The 17,196-nt window shown below is 72.7% G+C and carries 14 protein-coding genes; 5 read left to right on the top strand and 9 right to left on the bottom strand.

All coding sequences use genetic code 11. The annotated features are described in order from the left end of the window. Nucleotides 1-17 precede the first annotated feature (17 nt). The 9 genes from YIM_RS07695 to YIM_RS07735 all read right to left on the bottom strand — a co-directional run bounded on the left by YIM_RS07695 (nucleotide 18) and on the right by YIM_RS07735 (nucleotide 12,926). Nucleotides 18-998: a C40 family peptidase gene (locus tag YIM_RS07695; protein WP_153029673.1), complete on the bottom strand. Its 981-nt coding sequence runs from the start codon at nucleotides 996-998 to the stop codon at nucleotides 18-20. An 87-nt stretch (nucleotides 999-1,085) separates the two neighbouring features. Next, the gene (locus YIM_RS07700; protein ID WP_153029674.1) at nucleotides 1,086-2,177 is read right to left on the bottom strand and encodes a replication-relaxation family protein; all 1,092 of its coding nucleotides are present in this window, start codon (nucleotides 2,175-2,177) and stop codon (nucleotides 1,086-1,088) included. A 117-nt stretch (nucleotides 2,178-2,294) separates the two neighbouring features. Then, a complete protein-coding gene (locus tag YIM_RS07705) occupies nucleotides 2,295-4,874 on the bottom strand; it encodes a helicase HerA domain-containing protein (protein ID WP_153029675.1) in 2,580 nt (859 codons plus the stop codon). Between the two features lie 68 nt (nucleotides 4,875-4,942). Next, nucleotides 4,943-6,916: a VirB4 family type IV secretion system protein gene (locus YIM_RS07710; RefSeq protein WP_153029676.1), complete on the bottom strand. Its 1,974-nt coding sequence runs from the start codon at nucleotides 6,914-6,916 to the stop codon at nucleotides 4,943-4,945. A gap of 7 nt (nucleotides 6,917-6,923) precedes the next feature. Further along, on the bottom strand, nucleotides 6,924-8,183 hold the full coding sequence (locus tag YIM_RS07715; protein WP_153029677.1) for a PrgI family protein: 1,260 nt from the start codon (nucleotides 8,181-8,183) through the stop codon (nucleotides 6,924-6,926). A 13-nt stretch (nucleotides 8,184-8,196) separates the two neighbouring features. Beyond that, a complete protein-coding gene (locus tag YIM_RS07720) occupies nucleotides 8,197-10,461 on the bottom strand; it encodes a hypothetical protein (protein ID WP_228004609.1) in 2,265 nt (754 codons plus the stop codon). Nucleotides 10,462-10,611: 150 nt separating this feature from the next. Next, nucleotides 10,612-11,133, bottom strand: a complete 522-nt coding sequence (locus YIM_RS49965) for a pilin (RefSeq protein ID WP_370468965.1) — start codon at nucleotides 11,131-11,133, stop codon at nucleotides 10,612-10,614. Continuing rightward, the gene (locus YIM_RS07730; protein ID WP_153029678.1) at nucleotides 11,124-12,065 is read right to left on the bottom strand and encodes a sigma-70 family RNA polymerase sigma factor; all 942 of its coding nucleotides are present in this window, start codon (nucleotides 12,063-12,065) and stop codon (nucleotides 11,124-11,126) included. The genes YIM_RS49965 and YIM_RS07730 overlap by 10 nt, the downstream gene beginning before the upstream one ends. 660 nt (nucleotides 12,066-12,725) lie before the next feature. Then, nucleotides 12,726-12,926 (bottom strand): hypothetical protein, encoded by a 201-nt coding sequence (locus YIM_RS07735; protein WP_153029679.1) that lies wholly within the window; start codon nucleotides 12,924-12,926, stop codon nucleotides 12,726-12,728. On the opposite strand from YIM_RS07735, the gene YIM_RS07740 reads away from it, so the two are divergent. From YIM_RS07740 to YIM_RS07765, 5 genes are all read left to right on the top strand, one after another. After that, on the top strand, nucleotides 12,916-13,719 hold the full coding sequence (locus tag YIM_RS07740) for a hypothetical protein (protein ID WP_153029680.1): 804 nt from the start codon (nucleotides 12,916-12,918) through the stop codon (nucleotides 13,717-13,719). The genes YIM_RS07735 and YIM_RS07740 overlap by 11 nt on opposite strands. 68 nt (nucleotides 13,720-13,787) lie before the next feature. Then, the gene (locus YIM_RS07745) at nucleotides 13,788-14,864 is read left to right on the top strand and encodes a TRM11 family methyltransferase (protein WP_194240073.1); all 1,077 of its coding nucleotides are present in this window, start codon (nucleotides 13,788-13,790) and stop codon (nucleotides 14,862-14,864) included. A 151-nt stretch (nucleotides 14,865-15,015) separates the two neighbouring features. Continuing rightward, nucleotides 15,016-15,597: a VUT family protein gene (locus tag YIM_RS07755; protein WP_153029683.1), complete on the top strand. Its 582-nt coding sequence runs from the start codon at nucleotides 15,016-15,018 to the stop codon at nucleotides 15,595-15,597. Continuing rightward, complete coding sequence (locus YIM_RS07760) at nucleotides 15,594-16,490, top strand: hypothetical protein (protein ID WP_228004610.1); 897 nt, start codon at nucleotides 15,594-15,596, stop codon at nucleotides 16,488-16,490. The genes YIM_RS07755 and YIM_RS07760 overlap by 4 nt, the downstream gene beginning before the upstream one ends. After that, complete coding sequence (locus tag YIM_RS07765) at nucleotides 16,487-17,095, top strand: DNA cytosine methyltransferase (RefSeq protein WP_153029684.1); 609 nt, start codon at nucleotides 16,487-16,489, stop codon at nucleotides 17,093-17,095. The genes YIM_RS07760 and YIM_RS07765 overlap by 4 nt, the downstream gene beginning before the upstream one ends. The last annotated feature ends 101 nt before the right edge of the window (nucleotides 17,096-17,196 follow it).

Consider the following 17,196-nt stretch of genomic DNA (forward strand, 5'->3'; position numbering starts at 1 on the left):
CCGGAACTACACAGTCGTTAACTACTCGGACGGGTGGCGCCTGCGTAGCCGTCGCCGGGATGGCGGTAGTTATCGATTTGCACGGGCTGGCCGAAGGTGGGGGCGTTGATCATTTTGCCGTTGCCGAGGTAGAGGCCGACGTGCCGGATTTTGGATGTGGGGCCGTAGTAGACGAGGTCGCCGGGGAACAGCGGCTGGTTGTCGGGCACTCGTGGACCGGCGTGGAACTGGGTGTGGGCGGTGCGGGGCAGGGTGATTCCCGCCGCGCCGTAGGCGGCTTTGGTCAGGCCTGAGCAGTCGAAACCGGCGTGACCGCCGTCGGGTCCGTTCCCGCCCCAGACGTAGGGCAGTCCCCGTTGCCCGCAGGCGTAGTTGATCGCGGTCATCGCGGCGGCGGTGGGTGCGTGGATGGTGGTGCAATCCCCGGTTCCGGCCATCACAGGGCTGGGCTGGCAGTGCACGCCGGACACGGCGGAGACGATGAGGCGTGCGGTGTCCTCGTGCTGGGCGTAGGCGTTCGGGAATCCCGAGCCCTGCACGGCTTGGGCGGCGTCGTTGAGGCTCATCGTCTGCCAGTTCGGTGTTGCGGTGAGGTGTTCGAAGAACTTTGTTGCCGCGTAGGTCGGTGTGGTGATCTGTTGGGGGGTGCCCCAGCCCATGGAGGGCCGCTGCTGGAACAGGCCGAGCGAGTCGCGGTCGCCGTGGTGCAGGTTGCGCAGACCGGATTCCTGTAGCGCGGCGGCGATCGCGACTACCCAACCCGGTTCGGGCACGGCCATCTGCTTGCCGACCGCGACGATGGTGGCGGCGTTGCCCAGCTGCTCGTCGGTCAGGCCCGGTACCGTGCCGGTCGGTGTGCCCTCGGGCGTACAGATCAGCGAACTCGCCGCGCCGCTGCTGCCGAACAGCGAGGTGACGATGCCGGCGAGCCCGGCGGCGATGAGTAGCGGGACGGCGAGGACCAGGGCGGCGGCACCGGCCCCGAGTTTGGTGCCCATGGTGAGATCGCTCCCTCTTTCGCGGTGACGACGGTCCGAGTGCACAAGCGCGGAAACCTCCGGGACATGGACCGGGAAGAACCGTGGTCAGTGCTCGCCGCGAACATCCCGGTTCGGGGTGGCCCGCGGCGGGATCGGACTCGGTGGTGGCAGCCGATACGGCGAGGCCACTGCGGCCTCGCCGACATCTCCGGCCTCGCCGTCACCGTCCTCGCCGTCGGCGCTGGCTGGTGGTGCGAGGCTGGGCCAGGCGTCGGCGAGGTCGGCGAGGCTGTACCGCGGGCCGGCGCGGTCGGCGCGTGCCGAGGTCAGTGGCAGCCACACCGCCTCGGCCGGGCTCGGATGCGCGGTGGCGGGGTCGAGCAGGTCGGCCGCGGCGGTGGCCACCGGCACCGCGCGAGGGTTGTCGAGGTCGGCGTGCACGCGGGCCAGGGCGGTGCGGGCGCCGGCTTCGCGGCGGGTGGTGGGCAGCCATACCAGTACCGGCGTGGCGATCCCGGTGGACTCGGCCAGCCGCGCGTAGCTGGCCAGCTTGCGGCTGACTTTGGTCAGGGACTCGGTGCCGGTGTCGAATTCGAGGAACCACTCCACCTCCCGCGTGCCCCCGCGGTGGCGGGTGCGCCAGCGGCCGTAGCCGTCGGGAATGACGAGGTCACCGAAATGCCGCGCGCAGCGCGATTCCGACCACCAGGCCACCACTGCCTCGCCGGTACTGTGGCGGGCGCGGGCGATTAGCGAGGTGAAGACGTCGTTGACGCCGACGGTGTGGGCGAGGCGCTGGTTGTGGGCGATGGCCATGGCGCGGTCGTGGCGGTAGCCGAGTTCTTTGACCTCCAGGCCGTGTTCGGCGGCGAGCACGGCAGCTCCGGCGGGGCCGAGAACGTAGTGCATCGGCGCGGAACCGAGCTGCCGAAACGGCTGGAACCTCGAGACAGCACGCCAGAGGTAGAGATCGAGCACGCGCTGGCGGGCCGAGCGGCCCGAGGGGAAGGCGGCGTCCTGGATCTGGGGTGTGGTCAGGACTCGGTGTTCGTACAGCAGGGCCAGCAGCCACTTGTCGCGGGTGGTGAGCCGGGCGGCGAGCATGGCCTGGTGTTCGACCGAACTGGCGGCCCGGGCAGTGTGACGGCCGGGCAGATGGCTGCGCAGGTTGTGCTGGCGGGTGGTCGTGGTGATCACGAGCGCGCTCCTGGGTTGTCAGCAGGGTGTGGATACGTGCTGTGAGCGGGCCGAACTCGGCGCGTTCGGCACCAGTGGTTTTCGGCGGCTTCGTTGTGGTGCGGCGCAGCGTGGCGCTCAGGGGCGGGTGCGGCGTGGGTCGGTCTTGGGCGGCCGGGTCGGCGGAACCCGGCGCCCGGCCGGGCCGGGGCGTGCCGTGGCCGTGGTGGTGGCAGGGGGACCGGAGGGAGTTACCGTGCCGCCGTCGCCAGTGGCTGAGCTGTGCGCGCGGTGCCGGGCCCGCAGCATCGAGCGGATTTCGCGTGCCCGTCCGGGGATCGGGTCGGGCAGCGGGGTGGTGGTCATGGTGAACGGCTCGGTTTCCTCGCCGCGCACGACCAGCCGGGTGGCGGTGTGGTAGACGCCGAGGTGGGACAGGTCGTGGTCGGAGAGCCGGGGCGCGGTGTGGCGGGCGAGTTCGCGGGCGTCTTCCGGGCTGGCGGAGAAGAAGATCTTCGAACGCGCGTTGGTGGAGATGCCTTCCTTCAGTTCGCGCGTGAGCTGTCCGAGGTGCTGGTGCGCCAGTGTCATCGAGACGCGGAATCCGCGGGCTTCGGCGAGCATGTCCTCCAGCGGGTAGGGCAAATTCAGGAAGTTGTGGCACTCGTCGACGATGAGGCTGGCGTCGGGGCGCAGGCGTTGCGGAACGCGGGCGCGGGCGGTGGTGGCCTGCCACGTGCGGGCCACGACTAAGGACCCGACCAGACGCGTTGTCTCCTCTCCGAGGGAGCCCTTGGGGATGCGAACCAGGCAGATCCCGCCTTCGTCGAGCACCTGGGACATGTCCACAGTGGAGCGTCCTCTGGCGATGGCTTCTTTCACGAAGGGCCGCAACAGGAACGCGCGCAGTTTGTTCATCAGTGGTGAGATCACCTGGGAGCGGGAGCTGTCGGTGAGTTCGTCGTACCACTCCCAGAACCCGGTCAGCACCGGGTCGGTCAGCCCGGCGGTGATGCGGGACCGGAACGCCTCGCTGGACAACAACTTCGGCAGGTCGGCCAGCGTGGGCACGCTTTCCTGCGCGCGCAGGGTCAGGCAGGCGGCGCGCATGAGGTCGTCGGTGCGCGGCCCCCAGAACGCCGAATACACCCGCCGGAACACCGAGACGAGGTTGTCGACCTCGCGGTCGGTTTCCCCGCCCTCCAGGGGGTTGAGGACGGGTGGGCGGTGCAGGGAGTCGGCGTCGAAGAGCACCACCCGCTCCGCGGCGCTGCGGGGGAGCCGGTTGAGGACGTCGGTGACCAGATCGCCTTTCGGGTCGATCAGGACAAGCCCGCGATGGTGCTCGGCGTCGTCGAGGATCATGTTGCCCAGCAACGTGGATTTGCCCGAGCCGGTGGCGCCCAGCACGTGCAGGTGGTGGCGCGCGTCCGCGACGCGCAGCCCGACGGGGCGGGCGTGCCCGGTATCGGACTGGCCCAGCGGTTTGACTTCCGGCCCTGGGGTGGCGATTCCGGGCGGCGGGGCGACTGCTTTGGCGCCGGCGCGTTCGACGCCGGGGATCTCGGCGTCGGTGGGCAGGTGCGCGATCGCCGCCAGCTCCGGGACCGAGAGCAGGTCTCCGCGGTCGAGGCGCCGCTCGGCGAGCGCGTGGGCGGGCTGGCGCAGGCGGGTGCGGGTGTAATGGTTGTGGTCGGTATATGCGGCGAACGCGGCGGCCAAGGCGTGTGCCCGCCCGCGCGCGGTGTCGCGGGCCTGACGCGCCAGTTCGTCGTCGGCCTCAGCGGGGAGATCGCTGGCGACGGCGTAGCGCACGATGGTCTCGTACTGGCTACCGCGTTGTTTGCCCACGATGGCCTTGTTCTGGGCGGAGTATTCCAGCGACAGCTGCGGGTCCTGGCTGATCCGCCGCGAGTCGGGGGTCCGTCCCGGGCGGGTGGCGTTCGCCCCGGGGGTGATCGCGTCGAGGAGCCGGCCGCCCAGGCGCCTGGAGGCGCCGTGGTGCACGCGGCGGGCGGCGCGGCGGGCTTGGGCGACGCGGCGGCCGGTGACGGGGCGGGCGAGGATCTGCACGCAGGCGCGTTCGTCCCGGCCGAGACCGACCGGTGCGCCGAGTAGCCCGCGGATCGGGTCGGCGTCGAAGCTGGTGCGGATGGGCAAGGCTTCGGAGCGGGCGAGGCGCAGTTGCCCGCCGACGGTGATCCGCCGGCGCCCGGCTCCCAGGTCTGGGAACGGGGATGTGGCCGGGGTGGTGCGGGTGTGGGAGCCGGGCCAGGCGGCTTCGACCGCGCGTTCCACCAGCGAGGGCGGGATGACGCCGGGGACCCACAACTGGACGGTGACGCCGTGCTCGCCGAACACGTACTCCATCGCCAGGTGAGGTTGCCCGGTCCAGAGACGTCGCCAGGCGGGGCGCAGGAGTCCGACGAGGTTGGACCAGACCGCGGCTCCACCAGTGGGATCCACGGTGGGCGGGGCGAGCACGGTGATCCGGCGAGCATCGACCTGCAGCGCGGCGTGGCGACGAGCCCGCCACCAGCGACGCGCGGCGATGCCGCCCGCCATCGTCATGGCCAGGGCCGGGACGAGGACCGGTCCCCATGCGAGGGCCCGGTCGGCCACGGCGGCGAGCAGGGTGGCGGTGGTGCCCCCGGGGTCGCGTAGGTAGTCACCCACCCAGTTCTGCAACACCGGTGACGCTGCGGCGCGCGGCGACATAGAGGCACTCCCTTCCGGGAAGACTTGTTGCGAAGTAAGGAAAATTCGAGAGTGGAGCCGGGGTCCGGTCACGCGGGATCGAGGTCGACCTGCCCGGCGTCGTCGAACCCGTCACCGTCGAGTTCCGCGTCGGCGCCCAGCGCGGCGGTGTCGGCGGGCCCGAGGTCGAGGTAGGCGTCGGCGAGGCCGCTGTCGGTGGCGTCGGGCTCCTCGTCGGCGAACCGGGCCAGTTCGGCGGGGTCCGTGGTGACCAGGAAGTTCTCCGTGACGGAGGCCAGTGACTGGAACGCCACCCGCTGAGTCCCGGAGCTGAGAAGTCCCTGGCCACGGTCGGCCGAGAGGAGGAATTGCCGCTCGCCGGCGGAGAGGTCGAAGGTCTCGGCGATCTCGTCGATGGCTTGCGGGGCCTGGCGTAGCAACACTTGGGTGGCGGCGTTGGACACGATGGCTTTGCCCAGGTCGGTGCTGAGCACGTCGGCAGTGTCCTGGGTGGCCACGGTGAGCCCGCACCAGTGTTTGCGGGCGGCTTTGGCCATGCGGAAGAGGAATTTCGCGCCTTCGGGTTGCTGCATCAGCAGCCAGGCTTCGTCGACCACGACCAGCCGGGGACGGCGGTAGGCGGGGTTGGAGACGCGGCGCCAGACCGCGTCGAGCACCAGCAGGGTGCCGATCGCGCGCAGCTCGTCGGGCAGATCGCGCAGGGAGAACACCACGAGGTGCCCGTCCGGGGTGGCGGTGGTGGGCCCGTCGAACAGGTCGGCGAACGACCCGTCGACGAACGGATGCAACCTCGCGGCCAGGTCCGCGGCCACCGCGTCACCGCCGTCGCCGGTGGCGGCGAGCACGTCGCGCAGGTCGCGCAGCAGCGGCGCGGGACGCGTCCAGGTGCGGGTGTCGTCGGTGATCCCGGCGCGGTGGTAGGTGGCGGTGATCGCGGTGTCGAGCACCGCGCGTTCGGCGGCGGTGATTTCGCCGCCGACGAGCACGGCCAGGACGGTGTGCAGGAACAGGCTGCGCCGCCGCAGGGCGTCCTGTGGTGCGGTGCGGCGGCCGCGCGGGTCGGTGTACACGGGCAGGTCGAACGGGTTGAGCCGCACGCCGTTCGCGCCGAGGTGGACGTAGGTGCCGCCGACTTGGGAGGCCAGGCGGGCGTACTCGTTTTCGGGGTCGACGACGAACGCCTGCACCCCGTCGCCGGCCCACCCGCCGTCGCTGTCGCGGTCGTCGCCGAGACTGCGGTAGAGGCTGCGCAGGGTCTCGAGTTTGACGAAGTAGGACTTGCCCGAGCCGCTACGGCCGAGGACAACGGAGTTGTAGTTGTCGCAGGCGAACCGGTCCCAGTGCACCAGCCCGGACGAGCCGATGTTGTAGCCGTAGAGCACGCCGGCGGGGGCCGAGGTGGTTGGGTCGGTCGGGGGCAGATCCGGCGAGGTGAACGGATACGCCGCCGACACTGCCGCGGTGTCGAACGTCCTGGTCAACCCCAGTTGGTCCAGTCCGAGCGGCAGGGTGCTCACCCAGCCCTGCAACGCCCGGTATGTCGCCGGTTTGGCATCGAGCAGCAGCGACGCGCACAGCGACCGCAGTGCCGAGACTTCCTCGGCGAGGGACGTCTCGTCGGGGGCGTGCACTGTCAGGTACAGGCCGAATTTGAAGAGTTTCCCGTCGCCGCGGGCGATGCGCCGCGAGAGGTCGGCGGCGTCCTCGGCGGCGGCATCGACCTCGGGGTCGTCGAGCCGGTCGTGGCGGGCGTTGTGCCTGCGGGACGATTCGAGTTTGGCGCGTTGCTTGCGCAGGCCACTGGCGGCGGTGGCCGGGTCGACGGGCTGGACATGGACCGAGACGTCCAAGCGGGCGGGGTAGGTCAGCAGCGGTGCGAGCCAGCCGGGGTAGACCTCCTGCGGATAGCCGGTCACGCCGAACGAGGCGACGAACTCGTTGCCGACCTCCAGGTGCCGCGCGGTCACCGACAGAGCGTCCGGGGTGAACGCGCCCGCCGACCCGGACCGGGTGGCCGCACGGCGGTTTCTGGTGTGTGTCATCGGGGTTCTACCTGCTTTCGATCTCGTCGTCGTAGTCCCAGTCCTCGTCCTCGGGCAGCCACGGCCCGGCGGCCTGCGAGCGGTCGGAGCGCGACGGTCCAGGGCGTGGCGGCGCGGGCCTGCGAGCCGATGTGCGGACCGGACGCGATGCCGTCGCGACGTCGGCCTCGGTGGGGTCGTCGGTGCCGTAGAGGTCGGTGAAGGTGGCGGTGGAGGTGACGACCTCGTCCGCCCCGGCCAGCGCCGCCGAGGGCGGCAAGAAGGTGTCGGGGTTGCACGCCGCCGCCAATACGCCGGTTGCGGCGGCGGCGTCGAGCGGGGAGGCCACGATCCCGGCGGGGGTGAGCAGTTCGATGGCTTCACCGAGACGGCGCACCAGCCGCTGTTCGGCCGCCTGACGCACCCGGTCATCCACCACCGGCTCGCCGTCGCGGCGGCGTCGCCACGGCAGCACGCCCGCCACAGCAGTGGGAGCTGGCCCGGTGCGCAACGGCTCGCGCAGGACCAACAGCACCTGCCGGCGCAGCAGATCCGCGTGCGCGGTGAGCTCGGCGAGGTAGTCCGCGTGGTCCCGCGCGGCGGCCTCCAGCGCGGGGTGGGGCAGCCCGCCAGCCCGCGCCCGCAGCTCGGCGATCTGCGGTGCGAGGTCGAGGCGTTCGGCCCGCACCAGGATCTGCACCGGCGCGGTCAGGGAATGCAGGTAGCGCGCGAAGGACGCGACGAGCGCCTCCTGCTCCCCGGGCGTGCGCAGGCTGAAGTTCACCGTGCTACACACCGCGATCACTGCGAGCCCGTCGGCGCCGAGATCGATCACCCCGGCCTGCGCGCCGGTATCGGCCACACCGGTGGCGGGCAGTTCCAACGGTGACGGCGACACCGGCTCGGCCCCCGCTGCCGGGTGCCGTCCGCGGCGATGTCGCGTCTGGTGGTCGGCGTGCTGGGCGGTCAGCCAGGCCGGGGCGGCGCGCACGCCTTCGGGCGCGGCGACCCGGTGCCGCGGCGAGAGGTGCTGGCGCACGGCGGCGAGCGCGAGCCGGTCCAGGGGCAGCCCGTCTCGCTGCCCGAGGGCCAGCACGGTGACGGTGATCCCGACCGGCATGGCGACGAGGAGGAACACCGGCAGTGGCACGAACGCGCGGGTTGCCGAGTACAGGCCGTAGAGCAGGAGCCCGGCGATGCCGAGGATCGCCAGTTGCCGGGCGGTCAGGGGCCCGAGGACCCGGTCCGGGCGGTCGACATCGGCGGGCACGCGCACGGGAGAAGTCATGGCGGGTCGGTCCTCACTTCGTCTTCGGGGCCCGGCGGGCGGGCAGGTCCAGGGGCAGGGCGAGTTGCGTTCCGGCGCGGCGCTTCGGCGGCGGTGACGCGCTTGCGCCACTGGCAGGTGGGGGCTTGGGCTGGCGGCGGACTCCGAGCGGCAGCGGGTACTGCCCGGAGGCCAGCGCCCGGTTGCCGGTGTAGGCATCCCGCGCCCGGCGGCGGGCGGCGCGGGCCGCGCGGTTGATCTGGCCGGATGGGGTGAGCAGCCCTGGCCCGGTCTGCCGGGGGCTGGCCGGTGCGGGGCCGGTGAGGTCGTCGGCCAGCGTCCGCCGAGGCGTGCGCGGTGGTGCGGGGCGCAGGTGGATCGGCAGCATGCCCGCGCCTGGGGCGATCAGCGCGCGGGGCAGGTGCGCGGGCGGCCGGGCGTTGCGGTTGATCCGCCCGTCCGAGGTGAGCAGCCCGGACTGTGGCACGGGCGGTGGCATCCCGGCGCCGCGTGCGGCGAGGTCGTCGGCCAGCGAGCGGCGCCCGACCCGGTTCGGATCCCGGCGGGTGGTGATCGGCAACCCGAGCTGATCACGCGGCAGCGCACCCGGTAGCGGGTCGAGAGGGAGCGCGCGCGGGTTCGGCGAGACTGTCTGCTCGTCGCCGGATCCGCTGGCGGTGAACAGCGACAGCTGCCCCGGCCCGGGCTTGTGTCCTGCCCCGGTGCCGCTGCCTGGCAGCTCGCCCAGGCGCGGAGAACGGCGCGGCCCAGGGCGTGTGCGACGAACCCGCATCGGCATCATGAACTGGCCCGTGCGAGTCGACGGCGGATCCGCCGAGGGGTCCTGGCTACTCGAGCGGGGACTGCGGCGGGTGCCGCCGCGTTTGCCGCCGGCCAGGGCACCGGCGCTGCCGAGCAGGCCCATGGTCTTGTAGGCGAGGATGCCGCGTACCACCGAGCCCAGCAGCGACCGGCGCCCGCCGCTGCGCAGCGGGGACAGGCACCAGGCCGGGATCTTGATCAAGATCCAGAGCAGGGCCAGGCACAGCAGCAGGTAGACCAGCCCCGACGGGGTCGGCCCGAACAGCGAGATCCCGCCGGGGGTGAAGAACACGCGCAGCGCGACGACCAGGGTCAGCGACTGCCCGACCTGAATCAGCAGGAGCCCGCCGAACCCTTTCCACCACGCGGTGGCGACGCCCTCGGTGTGCGGGAGTGCGTGCCACATCAGCGCGAGCGGCGCGGCGGCGATCAGCGCGATGGTCAGGAAGATCCGCACCACGTAGGTGACGAGCAGGACCAGGATCATCACCACGAGCGCCATGGCGATGAGGAACAGCCAGCCCTCGCCGCCGCCGATCGAGCCGGTGAACATCTCGGTCATGGCTTTGCCCGCGGTCGCCGGATCAAGCCCGTCGCCCATCACCGCGGCGGCGAGGGCGTTGGCGAGGCGGATCCCGGTGACCGCGACGAACTGCGACAGCGTCCCGGCCAGGAATCCGACCACGATCCGGGGCGCGAGTTCCTTGACGCTGTAGCGGCTCTGCAGGGTCTCGTAGCCCATGAGCACGATCCCGGCGATCGCGATCAGGATCGCGTAGACGGCCACCATCAGCTGCCACGACTCGGTCCACAACTGCCCGACCGCGGGCAGCGACTGCGGTTCCGGGGTGGTCAGCAGCGTGGTGCCGAGCAACTCCAGCAGCGGGTTGAGCGCCTCGGACACCAGACCACGGAAGAACGCCTCGATCCCGTCGGTGACACAGGCGATCGGATCGAGAATCCCGCACTCGGACTCGTCGCCTCCGCCGCTGCCCGGCACTGGCGCAGTACCCGGCAGCGGCCCGCCAGGAGGCACGGGTTGCGGGATGCAGTTCGGCCCCTCGCATGCCGGTGGCGGCGGCGGTCCGCCGGGTGGCGGGCAGCCGGGCAGCACCGAGCCGGGGAAGCACTGCGACGGGTCCGGCGCCGGAACCTCGGTGATCGGTGGCAACGGCGACGGCGGGGGTGAGGGCGACGCTGAGACGGGTGGCAGGCAGCCGGGCACGACCGAGCCGGGCGGGCACGAGGGATCGTCGACCGGCGGTACTGGCAGCACCGGCGGTTGCGCCAGCGGCGCCGCCGCTGCCACGGGCGCCGGGTCGCCCGTGGCCGAGGCGGTCAGTGTGATTCCGGCGAGGACCGCCAGCATCGGTACCAGCACCGCGAGCGCTCGTGCCCACCGCCGCGGAGCCAGCCAGCGTCCCTGGCCGCCGCGTGCGCGACGGGGCTGAGCGGGGCCGGTCGGCGGACCGGTCACGGCCCGCTCTCCGCATCCGGAGCCAGTCTTTGCGTCGGCGGCGAGGCCGGACCCGCCGGCTCGGGCGGGGCGCACGGTCGGCGTCGCCGGTCGGCGCCGGACTGGGTGTCGTGGCCGGGGTGCGGGTGTGTAGCGCTGTGCGGTCATGGCTCACACCCCGCCCACGATGCCCTTGAGGATCTCGACCACGAGCGGGGCGAGCGCGGCGAGCCCGAAGCCGATGCCGGCGGCCTTGAACGCGCCCTTGGCTTTCTCGATCTCGCCGGGGTCACCGGAGGCCATGAGGTAGCGCAGCCCGCCGATGGTGAGGAACACGACGGCGACCCCGGCGAGGATGCCCATGATCCAGTTGCGGATGTTGGACAGGACCTCGTCGATGGTCTGGGCGAGCGCGACGATCTGGATGGTGTCCGCGCGCGCGGCCGAGGACGTCAGCACCACACCGGCGGCGAGCAGCCACCCGACCAGCAGCACGAGCCGGCGGCAGTGCACACGGTGCCGGGGCCGGACCCGCGTGGCGGCACCACCGGCGCAGCGGGTTGCCGTGCGCGGGGCGGGCACCGCCGGTGGAGGCGCCCCGCCGGGGCGCGCGGTGGTGGCCGGGGTTGCCGGGCGGCGGGAGGCGGCGCGGCGTGGCCGATGGCGGACGGGTTGGCGTGGTGTCAGTCGCATGAGCCGGCCTCCCGGCTGGTCCCTGCGAGCGCGCCGGAACCGATGCGGAAGGCGCGGGAACGAGGGGCCGCAGGCGGGCGGGGTGCGCGCGTGGCGGTGCCCGAGCGCGCACGCGAGCGCGTCGCGGGCACCTCAAGGATGCCCGGGACACCACGGAGCCCGGTGACGGCGAGTCGCCGTGCCTGGCGGGCGCGGAACAACGTCACCGCGGGGGTGTCCTGGCGTGCGGTCAGGTCGTCGATGAGGCGGTGTTCGGCGCGGCTGCGGACCTTGCGGATCGCCCACTCCCCGCGGCCGAGGGGCGCCGCGGCGGCGTCGATCGGCACCTCGCCGAAACGGGTGTCCACGATCAGCGCGGCTTCCTCGGTGGTGATAACCCCGTCACGGGCGGCGGCCATCAGCAGGACCTCGGGATGCCCGCCCAGCCGCTGCGGCGGTGCCGACCGGAAACGCGCGGTTTTCGCCGCAATCTCGTCCAGCTCCTCGGTCAGCAGCGGGCCGTCGAGAGCTTCTCGCAACGCGAGATAGCCACAGCGGAAAGCTGCCCACCGAAGCCGCGCCAGGATCGCCGGCTGGCCCAGATCGACCTCGCCCAGCCACTGCAGGAACCCGGTCAGGACTTCGGCGTGGATGTCGTGCTTGTCGCCACGGAACCGGTGTGTCAACGCCGCCGCGACCGACAGCAGCACCGGCAGCGCCAGCCCGACACACGCCACCGTCCAGGTGCCGCGCTCGGCCCGCGCCCGGGTGATCAGATAGGCCCACACCGCGTCCCGCACGGCTTGCGTGCAGTCCTCGGCCAGCAGCAACCCACCCAGCTCGTCCAGCGGCACCGGCCGGGCGGGCAGGCCCGCGATCTCAGCACCGTCCACACAGACCGGACGCGGGCCGGTCACCAGCCACTCGAAGCTGACGGCGGCGGCATCGAACACCCCGCCATACCCGGCCCGACCACGGCCGCGACCGACAGAGAACGAACCCGGTTCGGGCTCGACCTTCGGTAACGATGAATCCATATCGACCACTCCCGAAAAGGCGGAATCAGAGCAGTCTGCAGAAAGCCATGACCGGCGCCTCAAAACCGCATCAAAACCGCTTCATGGACGCCTCAAAACCGCCTCACAAGCGCCTCGCGCGTACGGAGAAGTGCGAGATGCTCGACGTGGCTCCGGTGCGAGAGCCGACGGTTGATCGCCCGGCCCGTGGTCGGAGAATATGGCTGTGAGCTGCACGGCGAACGCGGCTGCCGCACTGCGTGCGCGAAGGCGCCTCAAGCTCTCGACGCTCGCTCGGTCCGCCAGGGGGCGCGGCGGTAAATCGAGGCGAAATCAAAAGAACCGGCGCGTCTGGTTTATCTGGCGACTATCGGAGCACGTCCCTGAAACTAGTTTGAAAATTTTCGATACCACATGTCCAAAAGTGACGTTTTTTGCGGAGTTAGGGGGTGACAGCGCCACACGCCGGACACGTGCCGGCAACTCGTGCTCGGAGGTCCCGATGTCCCAACGCCCGCAATCCCCGGCTGGCCGTCCCGGCCGCCGGGCGGACTCGACTCGCCCGCCGCGCGCCCGCCGCGGCGGCGACCGCGCTCCCTACCCGGGAGCCCGCACTCGCACCGCCGCGGCGGGTGCCCGCGGCACCGCAGCGACCTCGCGCCCCGACAGCACGACAGCACCGTCGCGCCGGCGCTCGACGACCTCACCGAGCGCGCCGACTCCGGCGACTGTGTGGACGTGCGGGCCCGAGCCGATCGACGCCCACGCGGCGTGGCCGGTGCCGATCGTGGAGTCCATCACGGCGGCGTTCACCGACCCCGGCGCTCACGTCGTTCTGATCGACATCGACCCCGCGCCGACCACCGTCCCTACCCGGGGCGCCGACGGGGCCACGACGACCGGCGAGGCGCCGGTGGCTGCCGCGCGGGCGGCGGTGCGCGCGCTCGATCGCACCGCCGACACGCTCACCGTCGACACCCGCGCCGACGGCGCCGCCACATCGTCACGGCCGTTCTGGGCCGACCTCGTCACCGACACGAGCGACCCATCCGCGGTCCTCGCCGCAGCGCCCTCGGCACCGGCGCACACCGGTGTCCTCGGCCGCGCGAAAGCGCCGGAGTCCGAGCGCGGCGCGCGGGCGGATCTGGTGCTCGTGTCCCTGCCCGCCCACGCCGCCACGGCGGCGCCGCTGGATCGGCTCGCGCTCCTGGCAGCGGCCCGCCTGCGCCACGGCGGAATCCTCGCCGTGTACACACACAGCGACGCGACCCGAGGGCGGCTGGCCGACCCGACCGGTGCGATCGTGGCCGCCGCCCAGCACGCCGACCTGCTCTACCTGCAGCACATCGTCACCCTGCACACCCCCGTGGAGAAAGGGCGCCTGCGGGCCGCGCCGAACACAGCGGTGGCCGCTGAGTACGACCGCGCCCAGCACCGCGCGACGACGCGCGGACTGCCCGCGCCGCACCTGCGCGCACACGGCGATGTCCTCGCGTTCGCGCAACCGTCCGACCCCAGCGCGCCGCTGCCCGGGGCCGGTCCGGTGACCGCCGGGCACCGCGACGCGCCCAGCACTGGAGGTGCCCAGTGACGGCGCCCCCGCTCCGCCCGAGCGGGCCTTCCCCGGCCGTTTCCGCACCTGCGAAAGGCAGCACGCCCATGTCCGAACAGCACCTCCCAGCCTCGACCGACATGAGCGCGTCCCGCCCGGCCGCACACAGGCCCGAGGACCCGACAGTGCCGATCTCGCGGACGCTCATCGACGCCCTCGACACCGGCACCGCGCCGCCGAGCACCCGGGACGGACACGACCCGGCCGGGCCCGCCACCGCACCCGGTGTGACCGATGCCGGCGAGTTGCCGTTGTCGGTGTGGGCGACCGCGCAGACCTCCCCGGCCGCCCAGCGCAAAGGCCGCTACGTGCCTGCCTCGACCGCGCACCCGGCCAAGATGCTCCCGGCCGTGGCCGCGCACGCCATCCGCCACTACACCCGCCCCGGCGACCTCGTCTTCGACCCGATGGCCGGATCGGGCACCACCCTGGTCGAGGCGATCGACGCCGGGCGCCGCGCGGTCGGCGTCGAGTACGAATGGCACTGGATCGCGGTCACCCAAGCCAACCTCGACCTGGCGCGGCGACGCGGCCACGACCACGACGGCGAGATCGTCCACGGCGACGCCCGGCAGCTGCCGTTCCTGCTGCCCGAGAAGTACCGGGGACAAGCCGCACTGATCGTCACCTCCCCGCCGTATGGGCCCTCCACCCACGGGCAGGTCGTCACCGCCACCACCGACTCCGACGACGGCAAGGTCCACAAGTACCACCACCGCTACGGCTCCACTCTGGACCGCGGCAACCTCGCCAACGTCGGCCACCACCGGCTGCTGTCCGGCTTCACCCGCATCCTGACCGGCTGCGCGGCCGTGCTGCGCCCCGGCGGGCACATCGCGATCACCGTCCGGCCCTGGCGCGAGCACTCCGAGCTCATTGATCTGCCCTCGCAGATCATCGCCTGCGGCCAGGCGGCCGGCCTGGTGCCGGTGGAGCGGTGCGTCGCTTTGCTGGCCCGCGTCGCCGACACCGACCTCGTCGCCCGCGGCTCGTTCTTCCAGCGCGACTTCATCCGCAAACAACGCGAGCAGGGCCTGCCGCTGCATCTGATCGCGCACGAAGACGTCATCGTGCTGCGCCGCCCGCTCACCCCTGCCACGCCCGCGACCGGCGGCCGGTCATGAGCGCCCGCACACGGTGCCGCGACTGCGGCTGGACAGCCCGCTTCCGGTGGCCCGCAGCAGCCCGCCGCGCTGCTGCGCTGCACCGCTGCCCAACACCCGAGCCGGCGGCTCCGGAGCCGCCAGCGCCGGAGCGGCCGGGCGGTGAGCGACCGTGACCGCGTCATCCCAAACAGCGAGCCCGGTGCCTGCCCAGGCGGGGCGCCTGCGAGGCCGGTCGTGCGCCAGCGGGGCCGCTCTCGCGACAGGATGGGGCGCGGCCGGGGGCTACCTGGCGGTGGTGGCCGGGACGAACTGGGCCAGCACGCACCACGTGCTCACGCTCGGCGGACTGGCCATCCCCGCGGGCGCCTGCCTGGCCGGGCTGGCCTTCACCCTCCGCGATGTCCTGCACGAGACGTTCAGCGTGCGCGGTGTGCCCGCGGCGATCGCCGCCGGGACCGTGCTCTCGGCGGCGGTGGCCGCACCGCGTATCGCGGTGGCCAGCGCGGTCGCGTTCGCCCTCTCCGAGGCCGCCGACTCGTGGCTGTATCGCCGGTGGCGCCCGCACGGGACGCTGGCCGCGCTCGCGGGATCGAACCTCGCCGGAGCGGTCGCGGACACCCTGGTGTTCGTGCCGTGGGCCTTCGGGTCCCTGGCGCTGCTGCCGGGACAGCTCACGGGCAAAGCCCTGACCACCGCGCTGGTACTCGCGGTGGTGGCGGTGTGGTCGAAGCGGCGGGAGGTGCCGTCGTGAAGTTCTACCTGGGCACCCACCAGCCCGCGTGGCTCGCCCGTGACCTCGGTGTGCCGCTGCTGGTTTCGCACCGCCGCCTGGCCGGCCGCCGCACCCTGCCGCGCGCGTCGGGGGAATGGGCCTTGGACTCCGGAGGCTTCACCGAGCTGTCCCTGCACGGCCGCTGGCGCACCGATGCCCGCACCTACGCCACCGCGGTAGGCCGCTACGCCGCCGAGATCGGCCAGCTGGCCTGGGCCGCGCCGCAGGACTGGATGGTCGAGGCCCACGTGCGGGCCCGCACCGGGCTGAGCCTGCGCACCCACCTGCAGCGCACCGTGCGCAACTACCTCCAGCTGCGCGAACTGGCACCGGACCTGCCGATCATCCCGATCGTCCAAGGCGACCAGGTGGCGGACTATCTGCGCTGCGCGGACTCCTACGAACGCCACGGAGTCGACCTGGCCGCGCTCCCGCTGGTCGGTGTCGGCTCGGTGTGCCGACGCCAGCACAGCGGACAGGTCGAGCGCATCGTGCGGTCCCTGCACGCACGGGGCCTGCGGCTGCACTGCTTCGGCGTCAAGACCATCGGGCTGGCCCGCTACGGCGAGGTGATCCAGTCCAGCGACTCGGCGGCGTGGAGTTTCAGCGGCCGGTACCAACCGGGCTGCACGCCGACCCACCAAAGTGAGGCCAACTGCCTGCCCTACGCCCTGGCCTGGCACCACCGACTCCAGCGAACCCTGAACAGCCCGCCACGCCACGACCACACCCGGCCAGACACGCCGCGACGCTGCGCACCCGGCCCGGGCCGGTCCCAGCCGGGCGGGGCGCGACCCTCGCCGCATTGCACGGACACGCGCGTACGCGCGCACCGGAACCGTCCTGCGCAGCGCAAGGCGGTGCGGCGATGAACGCAGCCGATCCCGCCATCCCCGCACCCGGCGCGGGGACGCACGACGATCTGCGGTTCGTCGCGACCGAGGGCCCGGTGATCGGGTCGCTGTGCACCGGGGCGGGCGGCCTCGACCTCGGCGTCGCCGCCGTGCTCGGCGGCCGGATCGCCTGGTACAGCGAAGTCGACCCGCACGCCGCGCGCGTTCTCGCCGCGCGCTTGCCCGGCGTGCCGAACCTGGGCGATCTGCGCGCGGTCGACTTCGCCACGGTCGCACCGGTCGAGGTGCTCACCGCGGGCTTTCCCTGTCAGGACATTTCCGCGGCCGGTCGGCGCGCGGGTATCGAGAAAGGCGCTCGCAGTGGACTGTGGACCAACATCCTGGACGCCATTCGCGTACTACGACCGCGCATCGTCGTCGTGGAGAACGTCGCCGCCCTCCGATGGCGGGGCGGCGGCCTCGACCGCGTACTCGGCGGGTTGGCCGAAGCGGGGTATGACGCGGTCTGGCGTTGCGTACGTGCCGCCGACATCGGCGCCGCCCACCGCCGCGAACGCGTGTTCCTGTGTGCCATCCCCACCCCGGGATGGGATGCGGATGATGCCCACCCCGCAGGCCCGTGACGGCGAACCCCGCGGCCCCGTCGATCCAGCACGGCGGCGCGCGGGCGGACACCAGGTCAACCTCAACGACGCGGTCGAGTCCGTCATCAGGCCGCCGCAGC

Origin of the sequence: Amycolatopsis sp. YIM 10, assembly GCF_009429145.1 — a bacterium.
GTDB lineage: Bacteria > Actinomycetota > Actinomycetes > Mycobacteriales > Pseudonocardiaceae > Amycolatopsis.

Bases quoted from the DNA above. Each gene is read 5' to 3' on its own strand.
- YIM_RS49965 (WP_370468965.1), bottom strand. From the start codon at position 11,133: ATGCGACTGACACCACGCCAACCCGTCCGCCATCGGCCACGCCGCGCC.
- YIM_RS07765 (WP_153029684.1), top strand. From the start codon at position 16,487: ATGAACGCAGCCGATCCCGCCATCCCCGCACCCGGCGCGGGGACGCAC.
- YIM_RS07735 (WP_153029679.1), bottom strand. From the start codon at position 12,926: ATGGACTCCACGATCGGCACCGGCCACGCCGCGTGGGCGTCGATCGGC.
- YIM_RS07710 (WP_153029676.1), bottom strand. From the start codon at position 6,916: ATGACACACACCAGAAACCGCCGTGCGGCCACCCGGTCCGGGTCGGCG.
- YIM_RS07705 (WP_153029675.1), bottom strand. From the start codon at position 4,874: ATGTCGCCGCGCGCCGCAGCGTCACCGGTGTTGCAGAACTGGGTGGGT.
- YIM_RS07745 (WP_194240073.1), top strand. From the start codon at position 13,788: ATGTCCGAACAGCACCTCCCAGCCTCGACCGACATGAGCGCGTCCCGC.
- YIM_RS07715 (WP_153029677.1), bottom strand. From the start codon at position 8,183: ATGACTTCTCCCGTGCGCGTGCCCGCCGATGTCGACCGCCCGGACCGG.
- YIM_RS07695 (WP_153029673.1), bottom strand. From the start codon at position 998: ATGGGCACCAAACTCGGGGCCGGTGCCGCCGCCCTGGTCCTCGCCGTC.